19 protein-coding genes are annotated in these 15,594 nt (G+C 48.3%); 10 read left to right on the top strand and 9 right to left on the bottom strand.

Features of this window, described 5'->3' with window-relative positions; translation table 11 throughout:
• Window positions 1-20: 20 nt before the first annotated feature.
• Together ptsP and F941_RS01985 are read right to left on the bottom strand one after the other, a co-directional pair.
• Window positions 21-2,318 carry a phosphoenolpyruvate--protein phosphotransferase gene (ptsP, locus tag F941_RS01980; protein ID WP_005007207.1) on the bottom strand — a complete coding sequence of 766 codons (2,298 nt, stop codon included), beginning with the start codon at window positions 2,316-2,318 and terminating at the stop codon, window positions 21-23.
• Window positions 2,319-2,402: 84 nt separating this feature from the next.
• The gene (locus F941_RS01985; protein WP_005007208.1) at window positions 2,403-2,882 is read right to left on the bottom strand and encodes an RNA pyrophosphohydrolase; all 480 of its coding nucleotides are present in this window, start codon (window positions 2,880-2,882) and stop codon (window positions 2,403-2,405) included.
• Window positions 2,883-3,064: 182 nt separating this feature from the next.
• Between F941_RS01985 and F941_RS01990 the strand changes: the two genes are divergently transcribed.
• From F941_RS01990 to F941_RS02000, 3 genes are all read left to right on the top strand, one after another.
• Window positions 3,065-3,715: an HAD family hydrolase gene (locus tag F941_RS01990; protein WP_005007209.1), complete on the top strand. Its 651-nt coding sequence runs from the start codon at window positions 3,065-3,067 to the stop codon at window positions 3,713-3,715.
• Between the two features lie 91 nt (window positions 3,716-3,806).
• The gene (locus F941_RS01995) at window positions 3,807-4,277 is read left to right on the top strand and encodes a DUF2628 domain-containing protein (RefSeq protein ID WP_005007210.1); all 471 of its coding nucleotides are present in this window, start codon (window positions 3,807-3,809) and stop codon (window positions 4,275-4,277) included.
• A 101-nt stretch (window positions 4,278-4,378) separates the two neighbouring features.
• Window positions 4,379-4,621, top strand: a complete 243-nt coding sequence (locus F941_RS02000; RefSeq protein WP_005007213.1) for a DUF2789 family protein — start codon at window positions 4,379-4,381, stop codon at window positions 4,619-4,621.
• A 109-nt stretch (window positions 4,622-4,730) separates the two neighbouring features.
• Here the strand turns inward: F941_RS02000 and F941_RS02005 are convergent, their stop codons facing one another.
• The 3 genes from F941_RS02005 to F941_RS02010 all read right to left on the bottom strand — a co-directional run bounded on the left by F941_RS02005 (window position 4,731) and on the right by F941_RS02010 (window position 6,177).
• Window positions 4,731-5,597, bottom strand: coding sequence for a LysR family transcriptional regulator (locus F941_RS02005; RefSeq protein WP_005007215.1), 867 nt, complete (start codon window positions 5,595-5,597; stop codon window positions 4,731-4,733).
• A gap of 79 nt (window positions 5,598-5,676) precedes the next feature.
• Window positions 5,677-5,847, bottom strand: a complete 171-nt coding sequence (locus F941_RS16445) for a hypothetical protein (RefSeq protein ID WP_154649271.1) — start codon at window positions 5,845-5,847, stop codon at window positions 5,677-5,679.
• Between the two features lie 114 nt (window positions 5,848-5,961).
• Window positions 5,962-6,177 (bottom strand): DUF2061 domain-containing protein, encoded by a 216-nt coding sequence (locus F941_RS02010; protein ID WP_005007218.1) that lies wholly within the window; start codon window positions 6,175-6,177, stop codon window positions 5,962-5,964.
• A gap of 173 nt (window positions 6,178-6,350) precedes the next feature.
• Between F941_RS02010 and F941_RS16135 the strand changes: the two genes are divergently transcribed.
• From F941_RS16135 to leuB, 5 genes are all read left to right on the top strand, one after another.
• Window positions 6,351-6,542, top strand: a complete 192-nt coding sequence (locus F941_RS16135) for a hypothetical protein (protein ID WP_005007222.1) — start codon at window positions 6,351-6,353, stop codon at window positions 6,540-6,542.
• Window positions 6,543-7,136: 594 nt separating this feature from the next.
• The gene (leuC, locus tag F941_RS02025; protein WP_005007225.1) at window positions 7,137-8,570 is read left to right on the top strand and encodes a 3-isopropylmalate dehydratase large subunit; all 1,434 of its coding nucleotides are present in this window, start codon (window positions 7,137-7,139) and stop codon (window positions 8,568-8,570) included.
• Between the two features lie 14 nt (window positions 8,571-8,584).
• Window positions 8,585-9,235 (top strand): 3-isopropylmalate dehydratase small subunit, encoded by a 651-nt coding sequence (gene leuD / locus F941_RS02030; RefSeq protein WP_005007227.1) that lies wholly within the window; start codon window positions 8,585-8,587, stop codon window positions 9,233-9,235.
• A 103-nt stretch (window positions 9,236-9,338) separates the two neighbouring features.
• Window positions 9,339-9,902, top strand: a complete 564-nt coding sequence (locus tag F941_RS02035; RefSeq protein WP_005007228.1) for a hypothetical protein — start codon at window positions 9,339-9,341, stop codon at window positions 9,900-9,902.
• A gap of 45 nt (window positions 9,903-9,947) precedes the next feature.
• Window positions 9,948-11,027, top strand: coding sequence for a 3-isopropylmalate dehydrogenase (leuB, locus tag F941_RS02040; RefSeq protein WP_005007229.1), 1,080 nt, complete (start codon window positions 9,948-9,950; stop codon window positions 11,025-11,027).
• Between the two features lie 131 nt (window positions 11,028-11,158).
• On the opposite strand, the gene F941_RS02045 is transcribed toward leuB, so the two are convergent.
• Window positions 11,159-11,563 carry a hypothetical protein gene (locus tag F941_RS02045; protein ID WP_005007231.1) on the bottom strand — a complete coding sequence of 135 codons (405 nt, stop codon included), beginning with the start codon at window positions 11,561-11,563 and terminating at the stop codon, window positions 11,159-11,161.
• Between the two features lie 265 nt (window positions 11,564-11,828).
• Between F941_RS02045 and F941_RS02050 the strand changes: the two genes are divergently transcribed.
• Window positions 11,829-12,191 (top strand): lysozyme inhibitor LprI family protein, encoded by a 363-nt coding sequence (locus tag F941_RS02050; RefSeq protein ID WP_005007233.1) that lies wholly within the window; start codon window positions 11,829-11,831, stop codon window positions 12,189-12,191.
• 61 nt (window positions 12,192-12,252) lie between these two features.
• Here F941_RS02050 and infA read toward each other — a convergent pair whose 3' ends face one another.
• Window positions 12,253-12,474 carry a translation initiation factor IF-1 gene (gene infA / locus F941_RS02055; RefSeq protein ID WP_001284370.1) on the bottom strand — a complete coding sequence of 74 codons (222 nt, stop codon included), beginning with the start codon at window positions 12,472-12,474 and terminating at the stop codon, window positions 12,253-12,255.
• A 231-nt stretch (window positions 12,475-12,705) separates the two neighbouring features.
• Between infA and F941_RS02060 the strand changes: the two genes are divergently transcribed.
• Window positions 12,706-13,713, top strand: a complete 1,008-nt coding sequence (locus tag F941_RS02060) for an AraC family transcriptional regulator (protein ID WP_005007236.1) — start codon at window positions 12,706-12,708, stop codon at window positions 13,711-13,713.
• Window positions 13,714-13,788: 75 nt separating this feature from the next.
• On the opposite strand, the gene truA is transcribed toward F941_RS02060, so the two are convergent.
• Both truA and F941_RS02070 read right to left on the bottom strand, forming a co-directional pair.
• Window positions 13,789-14,586, bottom strand: coding sequence for a tRNA pseudouridine(38-40) synthase TruA (truA, locus tag F941_RS02065; protein ID WP_005007237.1), 798 nt, complete (start codon window positions 14,584-14,586; stop codon window positions 13,789-13,791).
• A gap of 19 nt (window positions 14,587-14,605) precedes the next feature.
• Window positions 14,606-15,577, bottom strand: coding sequence for an asparaginase domain-containing protein (locus tag F941_RS02070; protein ID WP_018572748.1), 972 nt, complete (start codon window positions 15,575-15,577; stop codon window positions 14,606-14,608).
• Window positions 15,578-15,594: the final 17 nt, after the last annotated feature.

The following is a 15,594-nucleotide window of genomic DNA, read 5'->3' on the forward strand; positions in this document are numbered from 1 at the left end:
ACAAGTTTTGGGCGCGGAAGTCAGGCGCTCACAATACGCGTAGATGCTTTGACCATATCCGCCAGGCCATGCGTTTTAAAGTAATACTCCATCCAGCTTTTCACCATCAGCGGATTGCTCATGTTCAGCACGTGTTCCAGCTGTTCCTGCGCTTCAGTCATCGGCACATGGCAAATCGCTTTACGCACCCGCAAAATGTTGCTTGAACTCATCGACAGGGTATTGAAGCCCATAGCCATCAGCAGCACCGCAGACAGCGGATCGCCTGCCATTTCTCCGCAGATGCTGATGGGTTTGTCATATTTATGGCATTCTTGCACTAAGCGCGCCAGCGCGCGCAAAACAGCGGGATGCAAGTGCGAATAGACGTTGGCGACACGAGGGTTGTTGCGGTCAACCGCCAGCAGATACTGGGTCAAATCGTTGGAACCGACCGAGAAAAAATCCACCAGTTCAGAAAATTCTTCAATCTGCAGCAGCACGCTTGGCACTTCGACCATGATGCCGATTTTAGGCTTGTTGATTTTCACCTGCTCTTCTTCCTGCACCGCCTGCCAGTCACGGTCCAGCAGGTACAGTGCTTCTTCCACTTCGCTGACGCTGGTCACCATCGGCAGTAGAATATGCAGGTTGTTCAGGCCAATGCTGGCTTTGAGCATGGCGCGGATCTGCGAAGAAAAAATTTCAGGATGATCCAGTGTAAAGCGGATGCCGCGCCAGCCCAAGGCTGAGTTTTCTTCTTCAATCGAGAAATACGGCAGGTCTTTATCTGCGCCGATATCCAGCGTGCGCATGACTACGGGCTTATTGGCAAAGTGGCTCAGCTGCTGGCGGTAAATCAGGCGCTGCTCTTCTTCGCCCGGAAAACGGTCACGCAGCATAAATGGAATTTCAGAACGGTACAGGCCAACCCCTTTGGCGCCGCGCTGAACCCCGCGCACTACATCAATCATCAGGCCGGTATTCACATACAGTTTCACCGCGACACCGTCAGGCGTGACGGCATCTTTAGTTTCGTACTGTTTCAGATCTTTGGCCAGCTGCTCTTCTTCTTTTTGAATCTCTTTGTAGCGGGTGCGCAGGCGGCGCGGCGGGTTAATGAAAACACGGCCTTGGTGCGCATCGACAATCATCTCGACATCATCAAGGGTATTGATCGGCAGTTCAGTGACGCCAACGACTGTTGGAATGCCAAGCGCCCGCGCCACAATCACCATATGCGAATTCATTGCGCCTTCGGTGGTGACAATGGCAGCGATCTTGTCGACCGGCAATTCCACCAGCGCGGCCGTAGAAATTTCATCGCCAATCAGGATGCTTTCATTGGTAATTTCGCGGTGGCTGGCATCGGCTTCCTGCAGGAAGGCTAAAATGCGGCGGCCTAAATCTTTCAGGTCTGATACGCGCTCACGCAGGTAGTCATCTTCCATTTGCGCAAACAGCGCGATGTGCTTATCAATAACATTGCGCACGGCGCCTTGCGCCCAATTGCCGTCACGGATTTCTGATTTAATTTCTGCCGGCAGGGCGTTTTCATCCAGCATGCGCAGGAACACACTGAATAAGGCGCGTTCTTCCGCCATGAGGGCATCCTGCATTTTGTCATCCAGCGACTGAATTTCCAGCCGCACTGAATTCAGGGCATTGTCCAGCAGCTCCAGTTCTTCACTGATGTCATCCGCTTCGCGGTCTGGCACTGCGGCTAAGTCTGCTGGCGGATAGAGGATAACCGCGCGGCCAAGCGCAATGCCGCCAGAGCCGGAAACGCCCTGAAAGGTTTTATACGCGGGCAAATTGTTCGGCTTGCGGAAAACATCAATATTGCCGACGGCATGCGCATGCGCAATGACGCCGGACAGCTGTGCGCACAGGGTGACCAAAAAGGATTCGGCGGCTTCACTGAAATCCTGCGACTCTTTATTTTGCACCACCAGCACGCCCATCACTTTGCGGCGGTACATGACGGGAACGCCGAGGAAAGAATTGTAAATTTCTTCCCCAGTTTCCGGCAGGTACATAAAGCGTTCATGTTTCGGCGCATTGTCTAAATTGACAATTTCCTCGCGCTGGCCGACCAAGCCGACCAGGCCTTCACTGGTATGCAGGGACACATTGCCGACAGCTTCGGCATTCAGGCCTTTTGAGGCCATGAGCAGGTAGCGGTGATTGCGCTCATCCAGCAGGTAAATGGAGCAGACATCGACCTGCATGGCCTCGGCCACCTGCTTGACCATGATGTCTAAGGATTCATGCAGGCTGGTGGACGCATTAATCTCTTGGACAATGCGTCTTAAGGTATCCAGCTGCATATTCGACATCGTGTCTGCTCCTAAAATGTTCCGTTCTATATGACTTAATTTATAACAATAGTTCTCTCAAAAATCTGCATTTTTCTGCAATTTTTAAGGTTTTTGCGGCAGCTGATTGCACAGCTCCATCATCGCTTTGCGGTAAACATCGCGCTTAAAATTGACCACTTGGCCCAGCGGGTACCAATAACTCACCCATTGCCATTGGTCAAATTCAGGCGGATCGGAGAGATCCAGCTGAATATGCTGTGCTGAAGCCGTCAATTTCAGCAAAAACCACTTCTGTTTTTGACCTATACATACGGGGTCAGAGTCTGGGCGTATATATCGATTCGGCAAACGGTAACGCAGCCAACCTTTAGTTTGCGCGATAATCTGGACATGTTCGGGCAATAAGCCAACTTCTTCTCTCAGTTCACGAAAAAGTGCCTGTTCGGGGGTTTCACCATACTGAATACCTCCTTGCGGAAATTGCCATGCATTGTGACCAATGCGTTTTGCCCATAAAACTTGACCAGATTCGTTTGCCAAAATGATCCCGACATTGGGTCGGAAACCTTCTGAGTCGATCATTTGGCTACCTAAATATTGTGTAATTTATAGCTTTGCTTCCGGGGATTGTTATTTCTGCATCCAACTCGGAAAAGCAAAGTGTAAATAATGTTAAAATTGATATGATCTTAACGAATTTCTATCGACTAGCGGAGATAGATTTACAAATTTTTTCTTAAATTTAAGCTTTTACGAGTATTTTCATGAAATTGGCGCTGTTTGACTTAGACCACACCTTATTAAATACAGATTCTGACCATTCTTGGGGGGAGTTTCTAGTCAATGAAGGCTTGGTGGATCCAATTCGCCATCGCGCCATGAACGATAAATTTTATGACGATTACAAAGCCGGCCAGCTCGATCCGATTGCCTATAATGAATTTGTTTTTGAGTTTTTAACCCAGCACGACAATGCCTATTTAACTGAATTGCATGAGCGCTTTATGCAGAAGGTCATTCGTCCGCAAATGCGCCCCGAAGGCTTTAAAGCCATTCAGCGCCATCAAGAGGCGGGCCATGCTTTAGTCGGAATTACCGCAACTTCAGATTTTATTACGGCGCCGATTTTCCGCGAGTTCGGCATTAGTGAAATTATTGCCACCAATGCTGAAGTGATTGAAGGCAAATACACGGGCAAAGTGGTGAATATTCCCTGCTATCAGAAAGGCAAGCTGGCGCGTTTGGATCAGTGGCTGGAAGGCCGCGATGTTACCGAAACCTGGGCTTATTCAGATTCCATCAATGACCGGTTTTTGCTGGAATATGCAGACCATGCCATTGCAGTGAATCCAGATGACCGGCTTGAAACATTGGCCAAAGAACAGGGCTGGGCGATTCAAGACTGGTCGATTTAAGGTCTGTTGCTTTAACCGGGCAGCTGAATGGCGTGATGCAGTATTTTGTAATGCTGCTTTTCAATGAAAACAACTCAAGATTAAATTGCAGATGACAAGTGAATTATCCACCCCAGTACGTTCTCAGGCAGAGTTATTAGCGCTGTTCATGGGCCCGCGCGCGCAGTCTTATTTAAATCTTCCGCAGGGCCAAACCGCCGCTTTCAGCTGGGCCGGCCTGATCTTTGGCATATATTGGCTGCTGTACCGGAAAATGTATGCGTACTTTTTCTTGGCGCTGGCTTGCGGCTTATTTTTTGGAGTGATTTCACAGATTATTGGCGTGAGCGCGCAATATGCGGTGTGGCTGGGGCTGATGCCCAATCTGGTCTTGGGCTGCATCGGCAAGCGCTTATATGCGGAATTCGCTGCAGGGAAAGTCAAAGCTTACCTGCAGAATGCCCAATACAGTGAAAAGGTCTTTGCAGAAGCAGGCGGGACTGCGTTGAGCATGCCGCTGCTGTGGCTGTTTACCCAGATTGGCTTGGTAATGATGCTGACCACGCCGTTTTTGAAATATTAAGCGCCAATTTAAGCAATTGAGTGCTGTGGGCTTCCATGCTATACCCTTAATGAGAAAAAAATTGCCAAGCAATCATGAGTAATGAAATAAGGAGAAAAGCAATGAGTGTACGTCCAAGAATGACCAACCTTTTTGAGCAGCTGGGCTTGGATTCGAGTGAAGAGGCAATTGCGCTGTTTATTGCCACCCATCAGCTGAATCCGCAGACCAAAATTACAGAAGCGGATTATTGGACAGAGGGGCAGCGCCAGTTTTTAGCGGAAAAAATCAAATCCGACGGCAGCTGGGCCATTACGGTGGATCAGCTGAACGAATCTTTGCATGAAGACTCAGTTGAAAAATAATGGCGGATAAAAGAAAGTTACGCTGCTGAGTGCGGGCAGCCTTGCTCTGCATGATGCAAAAAAAAACCGCCAGTTTGGCGGTTTTTTTTGATGCATTGAGCAGTTGATGCTAGGGCAGCTGTTTCATAATATTGACCAGCGCTTCGGCGGCTTTGGACTGCGTGCGCGCAGGATGCCACACCATGCCCAGCTGGCGGTTCATTTCCAGCGGAATATCCAGCTGTTTTAAATCCTGATTCAGCAGCGTTTTGGGCAGCACCGACCAGCCTAAGCCAATAGAGACCAGCATGCGGATGGATTCCAGCGGGTTATTGCTCATGGTGATTTTAGGCTTGACGCCCTGCTTTTCAAATTCGGCCAAGGTGATTTGGCTGGTATAGGTTTGCGATGCCGGCAGCAGGCTAGGATATTGAATTAAATCTTCCAGACTGAGATTCTGCTTCTGCGCTAAAGGATGAAAGGGGGATGCGGCAAAGACCAAAGGGTCATTCCAAATGGTGACATATTTGAGGCGCTCATCCAGCTGCGGCGGCAAGGTCAGAAAAGCCAGTTCTAAATCGCCGGCAAGCACTTGTTCATGCGCCTGTTCAGAATCGACAAAATGCACATCTAAAGTGACTTCAGGGAACTGCTGCACGTAGTTGCGCAAATGGCTTGGCAAATGATGCAGGCCAATATGATGGCTGGTGCCGATTTTCAGCTTGCCCTGCACTTGGCCTTGCTCATGGCTCAAGGTGTTGTGAATGTCGCCAAGTTCGTTCAGCCAGCTTTTGACTTTCGGCAGCAGGGAATGTGAAGCATGGGTTGGCTGAACACCGCGGCCTGCAGATTCAAACAGTTTCACGCCAAAATATTCTTCCAGGCTGTGAATGCGTTTGGTGACTGCGGGCTGGGTAATAAAAAGCTGATCGGCGGCCAAAGAAATCGATCCTGTTTCCATGACTTTAACAAAGGCTTCAAAGGCGGCGAGATTCATCTTAAATTACCTATAAAGATTTTTTATGGTAATTTTATTATTCAGAAATTTTAAGAATTAATCAAAGAAAAAGTTGTATCTATTGGTCTAATAGTAGGCATTTATCAAAAAAGCTTAAATGGCGAGCGGTGATGTTTCCGCCGGGCGGAAGCGCGGCATTCAGTTTCGCCCGAAATTTGACCTCTTTGGAGGGCTTTGAAATTGCAGCGATGAACCGTTCAAAGGCAAACCGCAGCGCGATATTTTGCATGCATCTGAACCGTGATAGTTCCGAAATCTAAAATGATGAATGGGCCAAAGCCAAACTGCCCCAGGCTGTTTTTAGAGCAGCGCCGCTCAGAGATCAGTGAGTCATTCACTGATTTTACTGGGCTGATTTTTTTTCCCAAACTTTTTCGTGGAAGAAAAAAGCCACCGCCTGAACCGTGGGTTCCAACAAGCTTAATGCAATGGCCATCGTTAAACTGCCTGTTACAAAGTAGCCTACCAGCATTGCCACGGTGATGTGCATAATGTAGTAACTGAACGTCTTTTTTAAGGTTTTTTGGTTGCAGTCAACAAACCTTTGAATGTTCGCCATGGGAGAGCCCTTCAATCTTTGCCTTAGAATGCTTTAATAATAATGATTATCATTTAAGAAGTAAAAGCGGATTTTGTTTTCTTTAGCATCGCTTTTGCAAATTATAAATTGAATCTTTGGAATTAAGGGGAAAGGGTATCTCGGTCAGATACATTTCCTGCAAGGTGAATGCAATGGACATTAAACATATAAAAAACCTTCTGGATATTTTTGAAGGAACCGTGGAACGGCGCTGCGCAATCTATGAAATCGCAGATGATGAAGATGATGAAAACAGGGCGGCTGCTGAATGCGGCGCAGCCAAAGCTGAACTCATCCGAGCCATTGAGCAGCTGGCGCAGCATCAAGAAGATTCATCGGCTTAATGCAGATTTTGCGGCGGCTGTCTGGGGCAATGCGCTGCATTCTGATGCGTTTTGGCTGTTGACGCACGGCATGGGCGCTGTGCAGGGGAAATTCGGCCTCAAGATCTGTGCGGCTGCATAGTTCAGCTGTAAAACTGGACAGAATACAGCTGATAGCCGTTGATGACGGTTTGCAAATTGAGGGACAATCAGCAATGAAATGCATCGCGATCAGTTTTGGCCTATCAGGATGAGTTGCTGATAAAGATGCTTGAAGGAACCGAAATGGCCCGGATTATCCGCTGATGAGGACGGCTTTGATCTGATCCACAGTCAGGGCAATAGGGCTTTAACTGAATTGGGTTTATTTAGAAGCGCGGGTGCGCCGTGTGCAACAGGCCTGCCAAAGTATTGTGAGGCGTTTGAAGCCGGTATTGGCTGGCCGCCCTTAAGAAGGGTTGATGAAAAAAAATCATTCAGCATCCGCGCTTTTTCTAGCTTTTATTGATTCTAAAAAGTTTTTAAATTAATAAAAATGATAAATTAGATTTATGTAAAAACGCAGTTATAATTAATTTAATGACAGAATTACCCAGTCCAGTGGAGCATATCGACATGGCAGGCGAAACCCCAAAAGCTAAAACATTGTATGACAAATTGTGGGATGACCATTTAGTAAAACAACGAGATGATGGCTCTTCACTTTTGTATATCGACCGTCATTTATTGCATGAAGTGACGTCTCCGCAAGCCTTTGAAGGCCTGCAATTGGCCGGCCGCAAGCCGTGGCGTTTAAGCGCGAATGTAGCGACGCCAGACCATAATGTGCCGACCTCGAAAAAAGAGCGTTCTGAAGGCATTGCCGGCATTGAAGATGATACTTCACGCATTCAGGTGCAAACCTTGGATGACAACTGCAAAACCTTTAATGTGGTTCAATTTGACATTAATGATGTGCGTCAGGGCATTGCGCATGTGGTGGGTCCAGAGCAAGGCTTGACTTTGCCGGGCATGACCGTAGTGTGCGGCGATTCGCATACTGCAACGCATGGCGCATTCGGCTGTTTGGCGCACGGCATCGGCACTTCAGAAGTTGAACATGTATTGGCCACCCAATGCTTAGTGCAAAAGAAAATGAAGAATATGCTGGTGCGTGTTGACGGCACATTAGGCCAGGGCGTGACATCCAAAGATGTGGTTTTAGCCATTATCGGCAAAATCGGTACTGCGGGCGGCACCGGCCATGCCATCGAATTTGGCGGCCAAGTGTTCCGGGATATGTCCATTGAAGGCCGCATGACGGTTTGCAATATGGCCATTGAAGGCGGCGCGCGTGTAGGCATGGTTGCTGTTGATGACAAGACCATTGAATATGTCAAAGGCCGTCCGTATGCGCCAACAGGCGAACAGTGGGATGCTGCTGTGGAATACTGGAATACGCTGCATTCAGATGAAGGCGCTTACTTTGACACCGTTGTGGTGCTGCAAGGTGAAGAAATTGAGCCGCAAGTGTCTTGGGGCACCTCTCCTGAAATGGTGATTCCAGTGTCTCAGGCTGTGCCGACCTTAGAGCAGGCCAAAGATGACGTGCAGCGCAATGACTGGACGCGCGCTTATCAGTATATGGGCTTAACTGCAGGCCAGGCATTGGCGGATATTCAGTTAGACCGCGTATTTATCGGCTCTTGCACCAACTCGCGTATTGAAGATATCCGCGCCGCGGCTGAAGTGGCGAAAGGCAAAAAAGTTGCTTCCAGCATTAAGCAGGCCATGGTGGTTCCGGGTTCTGGTTTAGTGAAAGCGCAGGCCGAAGCGGAAGGCTTGGATAAAATCTTAATCGAAGCCGGTTTTGAATGGCGTGAGCCGGGCTGTTCGATGTGTTTGGCGATGAATGCCGACAAATTGCAGCCGGGCGAGCACTGCGCATCAACCTCAAACCGCAACTTTGAAGGCCGTCAAGGCAATGGCGGCCGGACGCACTTGGTGAGCCCTGCCATGGCGGCTGCGGCGGCAATTGCAGGCCACTTTGTAGATGTGCGTACATTCTAATAGGAGCAAAAGACATGAAAAAATATACCGTTGAACAGGGTATCGTTGCGCCATTAGACCGTGCCAATGTCGATACCGATTTGATCATTCCAAAACAGTTTTTGAAATCCATTAAACGCACAGGTTTTGGCGAAAACTTATTTGATGAATTGCGCTATTTGGATGAAGGCTTTTTAGGTCAGGACAATTCAAAACGCCCTAAAAACCCGGATTTTGCTTTGAATCAGCCGCGTTACCAAGGCGCAACGATCTTAATTTCCCGCGCCAATTTTGGCTGCGGTTCAAGCCGTGAGCATGCGCCGTGGGCATTGGAAGAATACGGTTTCCGTACGGTAATCGCGCCGAGCTATGCAGACATTTTCTTCAATAACAGCTTTAAAAACGGCATGCTGCCGGTGATCTTGCCTGAAGCGATTGTTGATCAGCTATTCAAAGAGTGTACGGCAAGCGAAGGCTACCAGCTCACGATTGATTTGGCCGCGCAGGAAGTGCGTACGCCAAATGGTGAAGCGTTCAAGTTTGAAGTGGATCCATTCCGCAAGCATTGCCTGTTAAACGGCTTGGATGATATTGGTTTAACTTTGCAGGCCGCGGATGATATCCGCGCTTATGAAGAAAAAACCAAGCAGGCCCGCCCTTGGGTTTTTGCGGAAATTCAGGGCTAAACCATTGTTGCATCGAGCTATAGTCATGCCGGTGAAGACTTGTTAATATCGGTGAATAATTAAAGTCATATTTTGCCAAATTTTGTCAGGTTGGATTCGGGTCATGAATAAGCTTTTGGGACGATTTGCTTTGCTCGGGGCTTTGGCTGCCGCATTAACGGCATGTCAGAGTATAGATACTGCACAATTAAACAAAGTGAAAGAAACAGAAGGCACAAAAAGCCATGCGCAGATTTATTGTGCAGGCACGGAAGATTGTGAGTTTGAACGTTATGATCAAATTCGCATTTTGAATGCCGAAAATCAGCGTTTGGAAAAATCTGCCATCAAGTCCGGCATTTTGCGTATGCGGGCCAAATCACTGCAGGATCCAAATGCTTTGTACCTTTCAGTGCCGGCGGGACAGCATGAAGTCGTGATCCGTTTTTATCCAATTTCTAGGGAAAAAGCGGAACAGCTGCATGTGATTCACCAGTTCAATCCCAGCCAGCGCTATGTTTTTAAAATGTATCGGAACCGCAGCAAGCAGCGGGGCAGCTTGCTGAATGTTTCAGCGCCAGATCCTTTATGTGTGGATTTGATGCAGGAACACAAAACTATTCGACGTTTCTGCAAACCGTACAATGTCTTAAATGGACTCGGCGAGTTTGTAGAAAAGAAACTGTAAAAAAACTTGTTGGTTAAAAAACTGACCTTATAAATGGAAACCCTCATGTCAAAACAAATCTTGATTTTAGCTGGCGACGGCATTGGCCCTGAAATTGTAAAAGCTGCAGAGCAGGTGCTGGCCCGCGTAAATGAGAAATTCAATTTGGATTTGACTTGGGAGCAAGGTTTGCTGGGCGGCGCCGCAATTGATGCGCATGGTTCGCCGTACCCGGATGTCACTTCCGAACAGGCGAAAAAAGCCGATGCGATTCTGCTGGGCGCCGTGGGCGGTCCAAAATGGGATGCGATTGAGCGCTCAATCCGTCCAGAGCGCGGCTTGCTGAAATTGCGCAGTGAATTGAACCTGTTCGCAAACTTGCGTCCGGCAATTTTATATCCGCAACTGGCTGATGCTTCCAGCTTAAAGCCTGAAATTGTTGCGGGTCTGGATATTTTGATTGTCCGTGAATTGACGGGCGGCATTTACTTTGGCCAGCCTCGCGGTATCCGTGAATTGGAGAATGGCGAAAAGCAAGGTTTCAACACAGATGTATATTCAGAGTCTGAAATTAAGCGCATTGCCAAAGTTGCTTTTGAAATGGCCAATTTGCGCGGCGGCAAAGTCTGCTCAGTGGATAAAGCAAATGTGCTTGAAGTGACTGAATTGTGGAAACAAACCGTAACTGCAATGAAAGAGGCGCAATACCCTGAAATCAATTTATCGCATATGTATGTCGACAATGCGGCAATGCAATTGGTGCGCGCGCCGAAGCAGTTTGACGTGATTGTAACCTCTAACTTATTCGGCGATATTCTGTCTGATGAAGCCGCCATGCTGACGGGTTCTATCGGCATGCTTCCTTCAGCCTCTTTGGATGAAAACGGCAAAGGCATGTACGAGCCATGCCATGGTTCAGCGCCGGATATCGCCGGTCAAAACCTGGCGAATCCATTAGCGACGATTCTGTCTGTTGCGATGATGCTCCGCTATACTTTCCGTGCAGAAGCGGCTGCCAAAGCGATTGAAGATGCTGTAGGCAATGTCTTGGATCAAGGCCTGCGTACAGCAGACATTATGTCTGAAGGCATGAATAAAGTGGGTACAGTGGAAATGGGCCAAGCGGTTGTCGCTGCATTGGACTAAGCCCTGCTGAGCACTGTAGAAACGCAGCCTTTTGGCTGCGTTTTTTTATATAGACCATTTGGATCACGCTAAAATTAATGAATGCCGAACTCAGCTTTCAGTATTTTATTGATCCTATGCGGCGCGGCGGACTAACAAGTCCGTCCGGTCAAATAAACAGCTTGAGCGATATTCTGTTTCAGCTGAAAGCGGATTTGGCAGCTTAAATTCACATCATAGCGGTCGGCCGCTGTGCTGGGGATTGGAACTGCGGAGCCGGCGCCTAGGCCCATGGCTGGATTTTGCGCCATAGGTACTGGAATGCTGACAGCGCGCGCAGCGCTATAGGTTAAGGTATTTCCGCTGAGAACGGGAGCGCCGGCCTGCTGATAGCCGATACGGCTTAAATCCAGCTGGCTGCGGATTTGATCACTGCTTAAGCCAATGAACTGCTGCAGATAGGCTTCACGCTGCGAGGCATTCATCGCCGGGCTGGACATGCATCCATAAAGCGCGGACAGCGCTGTCAGCAGCAGAAAAGATAACTGAAGTTTCATAAGATTGCTCCAGCAAATAAATTCAGTTTAGGCATAAGCCAGAAGCTTTATTGTTGTGATTTGATACACGGTAATTCAGCCGAGTGCTGGCGATGCAGCTGAGCTGAGGCCATATGCCTGCTTTCAATCAGCGGATGCCAGCCGCATTCTGGTGTAAAGTTAACACTTTTTAATTTTCTGCAGGGCGTATTCGCTTAGAATATGCAGGACGCGTCCGTCATATTTTTAAGCGGGCCGCGGCAATAAAAAATAGAGGATGCAGAACATGAAAAGAATAGCTTTGCTGCTGGGCAGTTTGTGGATAAGTGGCGCGGCATTTGCGGATAACTGCGAGCAGGCGAGAAACACTTATGATGATGTGTATTGTACCAATAAGCTGTATGCGAGCGCAGATGCGGAGCTGAATAAAAATTATCAGGCTTTGCGGGGCAAGCTGTCGGAAAGTCAGAAAAAAATTCTGAAAAAATCACAGCTGGCATGGATTAGCGAAAGGGATGCGCAGTGTACAACAGACACAGGGATTGATGTGCAGTGCAGGCTGAGCACGACTCAAGAGCGCAATAACTGGCTGCGTGAACGGCTGCGCGAATGCGCGGCGATAGGCTGTAAAACCAATACGCTGTATTGAATTAAAAATGCGGCGATAAAAAAAGCCACTGATGAAGTGGCTTTTCCGCTTTCGCTAAAACTTAACGCGCACGGTAAGTGATACGACCCTTAGTCAAGTCATAAGGTGTCATTTCAACTTTTACACTGTCGCCAGTCAAAATGCGGATATAGTGTTTACGCATTTTGCCAGAGATGTGGGCAATCACTTCATGACCGTTTTCTAAACGTACACGGAACATAGTATTAGGAAGCGTCTCGGTGACAACGCCTTCGAACTCGATGAGTTCCTCTTTATTGGCCATAGCCTACCTGAATGAATAAATTGGAAAGGCGCAAATTATAGTCAATTTTTTTGCTAAAAACAAGATGAAATGGGCGTCAGAATAATCATCTGCCATTTAAATAGGCGAACACTGCGGTTAAAATTTTTCTTCAAAAAAGCACTCCAGCATGTTGTCAGTTTGGTCAATCACAGTTAATCTAATTTGAATCTTTTTAGGTATAAATGAAGTACATACAAGGAAGGTTTTTGAGTGGGTCAGCTAACCGATGCATCCGTAGTACTGCGATTGGGTTACCAGGCGATTCGTCGAGCCGGTTTGCCAACAGAAGAAATATTAACAAAAGCAGGTGTGGCTTTAGGGCAGGTGGAAGCCAATGACCGCACGCCTTTAAATGCGCAATATGCTTTTTGGGTCGCTGCTGAAGAAGTCAGCAAGGACTCAGACATTGGCCTGCATTTGGGAGAACATTTGCCGCTTTACCGCGGCCAGGTGATTGAGCATCTGTTTATTTCATCTGAAAATTTCGGTGAAGGCCTAAAGCGCGCTTTGGCTTATCAGCGTCTGATCAGCGATGCATTCCATGCTAAATTAGTGATTGAAGATGACCGCTGCTATTTGACCAACGGCGTACAGCCTTGGGCGGAAAATCTGGTCAACCGCCATTTTTCAGAATGCGCAATGTCCGGTGTGCTGCGGTTTTTTAAATTTATTACGGAAGGGCGCTTTCAGCCGATTTATATTGACTTTAACTTCAGTCAAGGCGCGCCGGATGATGAATATTTCCGGGTGTATGAATGTCCAGTGAGCTTGGGGCAAAAAGAAACCCGCCTGTACTTTGATCCAGCAATTTTGGATTATCCATTATGGCAGGCCGAGCCTGAATTGCTGCAGCTACACGAACAGCTGGCAATTGAAAAGCTGCAGGAGTTGGCGCGCTATGATTTGGTTGGAGAGGTCCGCCGCGCGATTGGTTCAACGCTGGAAAGCGGTGAAACCACGCTGGAAACTGTGGCTGCCCAGCTGAATATCACGCCGCGGCGCTTGCGCACTCAGCTGTCTGAAGCAAATACCAGTTTTCAGCAGATTCTGTCTGACTACCGCTGCCGTTTGGCGAAAAAGCTGCTGGCGAATACTGCTGAAAGTGTAGAGCGGATTGTGTATTTAACCGGATTCTCTGAGCCAAGCACGTTCTACCGCGCCTTTAAGCGCTGGACCAATGAAACCCCAGTGGAATATCGTAAGCGCAAGCAGCGTTAGTTTTAATCCTCTCCCTAACCCCTCCTTTTACAAAGGAAGGTTGGGAGGGATTTAATATATGCAAATAAAATTGAATTATTCCGGCATATTCAGCCAATGCGGCCCCAGGGGCGCTTTCGGCAGCTCAAACTGTTCCGGGTAATCGGCATGAATGAAATACAGCCCATCCGGCGCTGCTGTCACGCCGGCAGCTTTACGGTCTTCTGATGCAAAAATTTCGTCAATATGGTCAATTGCATACATGCCTTGGCCAATTTCCAGCAGGCATCCCATGATATTGCGCACCATATGATGCAAAAAGCCGTCTGCCTGAATGTCCAAAACCAAATAGCAGCCGTGGCGGATTAAACGGCAGTGGCTAACATGGCGCACAGGCTGATTGGATTGGCAGGCGGCAGCGCGGAAGCTTTCAAAATTATGCGTGCCTTCAAACTTTTTCGCCGCCTGAATCATTTTATCGACATCCAGCGGGGCATACACGTGCGTCACCTGTTTATGCAATAAAGCTGGCCGCTGCGGATTGTTGTAGACCACATAGCGGTAACGCCGTGCCTGCGCCTTAAAGCGCGCATGGAAGTCCGAATCCATTTCCTTAATCCATTGAATAGAAATGTCTTTTGGCAGGATGCTGTTGGCGCCCATCATCCAGCCCCGAAGCGGGCGGATGGCTTCGGTATCAAAATGAGCGACCATATTGGTCGCATGCACGCCCGCATCAGTACGTCCAGCGCCATGTATGGCAATGGGTTCATTTGCGATTTTACTGAGGGTGTTTTCGAGTGTTTCTTGCACACTGGGCACGCCCGGCTGCTGAGTTTGCCAGCCTCTGTAATGTACGCCGCAAAATTCTATACCAATTGCAAAACGCTGCATATTTACCTCAGTGTGTTGTTCAGTCCTGCCAATGCGCAAGCCATTGGTCTACAGCATCGTATTGTAAATACATTTTTAACGCTTTTGCATAAAGATCTGCATGGCTGCTGCAATTGCTGATTAAAATTTTGGCGTCAGTAATCCATTGGCTGACGGCATAGCGCTGATCTATTCCGCCAAAGGGCACTTGTGTGGTGATAATGACTGCGCAACCTTGCTGCCTCAGCGCTTGCAATAGCGCGATGATGTCTGCGCTGACGGCAATGTTGCCTGTGCCAAAGCCTTGCAAAATAAGTACATGCGGCGGTTTGGAGGCAATTGCCTGCAGATTGGCAAAGAGCAGTTCTGGCGCTATAGGCTGCATCATCAGGCTCATGCAGTTAAAGTGGCGCGCTTTTTCTATGAGCTGTTCATGTACTGCCAGCGGCTGCCAATCGGCATGGCATTCATTGCCTTTTGCTGAACCTGCAAAAGCGTTGAGAGCCGTGGTATGCACTTTTAAGGTGGTTGATGCATGAATCAATTGATGATGAAACGCTAAGTAGACGCCAGCCGGCGCTTGCACTGCTGAGTCCAGTGCAAAATTCAGGTTATCAATCGCATCCGTAAATTCACGGCTGTCGGACCCTTGGACATTCAGCAGCGGGTATTGGCTGCCGGTCAGCACGACATGCGCTGATTGGCCCATAAAGCGGGATAAAACGGCGCTGGCGTAGCTTAGGGTATCTGTGCCATGAATAATCACAAAATGCTGATACTGCTGCAGCTGCAGCTGCAAATGCTGAATCTGTTCCAGCAGCTGCAGCCAGTCACTGGCAATGCACGCGCTGCTGTCCTGTATTACGGGCGCAGTAAAGCAGTCAATTTCAAGATGCAGCGGCAAAATATGTTGCAGCTTGGGGATAAACTGCTCCGCAGGCATTGGGTTTAGCGGTTCACCAATACAGCCAAAGGTGCCGCCCATGTAGATCAAGGCTATTTTTTTCATCATAAAAAAAGCAGTCAAGG

Source organism: Acinetobacter bouvetii DSM 14964 = CIP 107468 (assembly GCF_000368865.1).
Taxonomy (GTDB): Bacteria; Pseudomonadota; Gammaproteobacteria; order Pseudomonadales; family Moraxellaceae; genus Acinetobacter; species Acinetobacter bouvetii.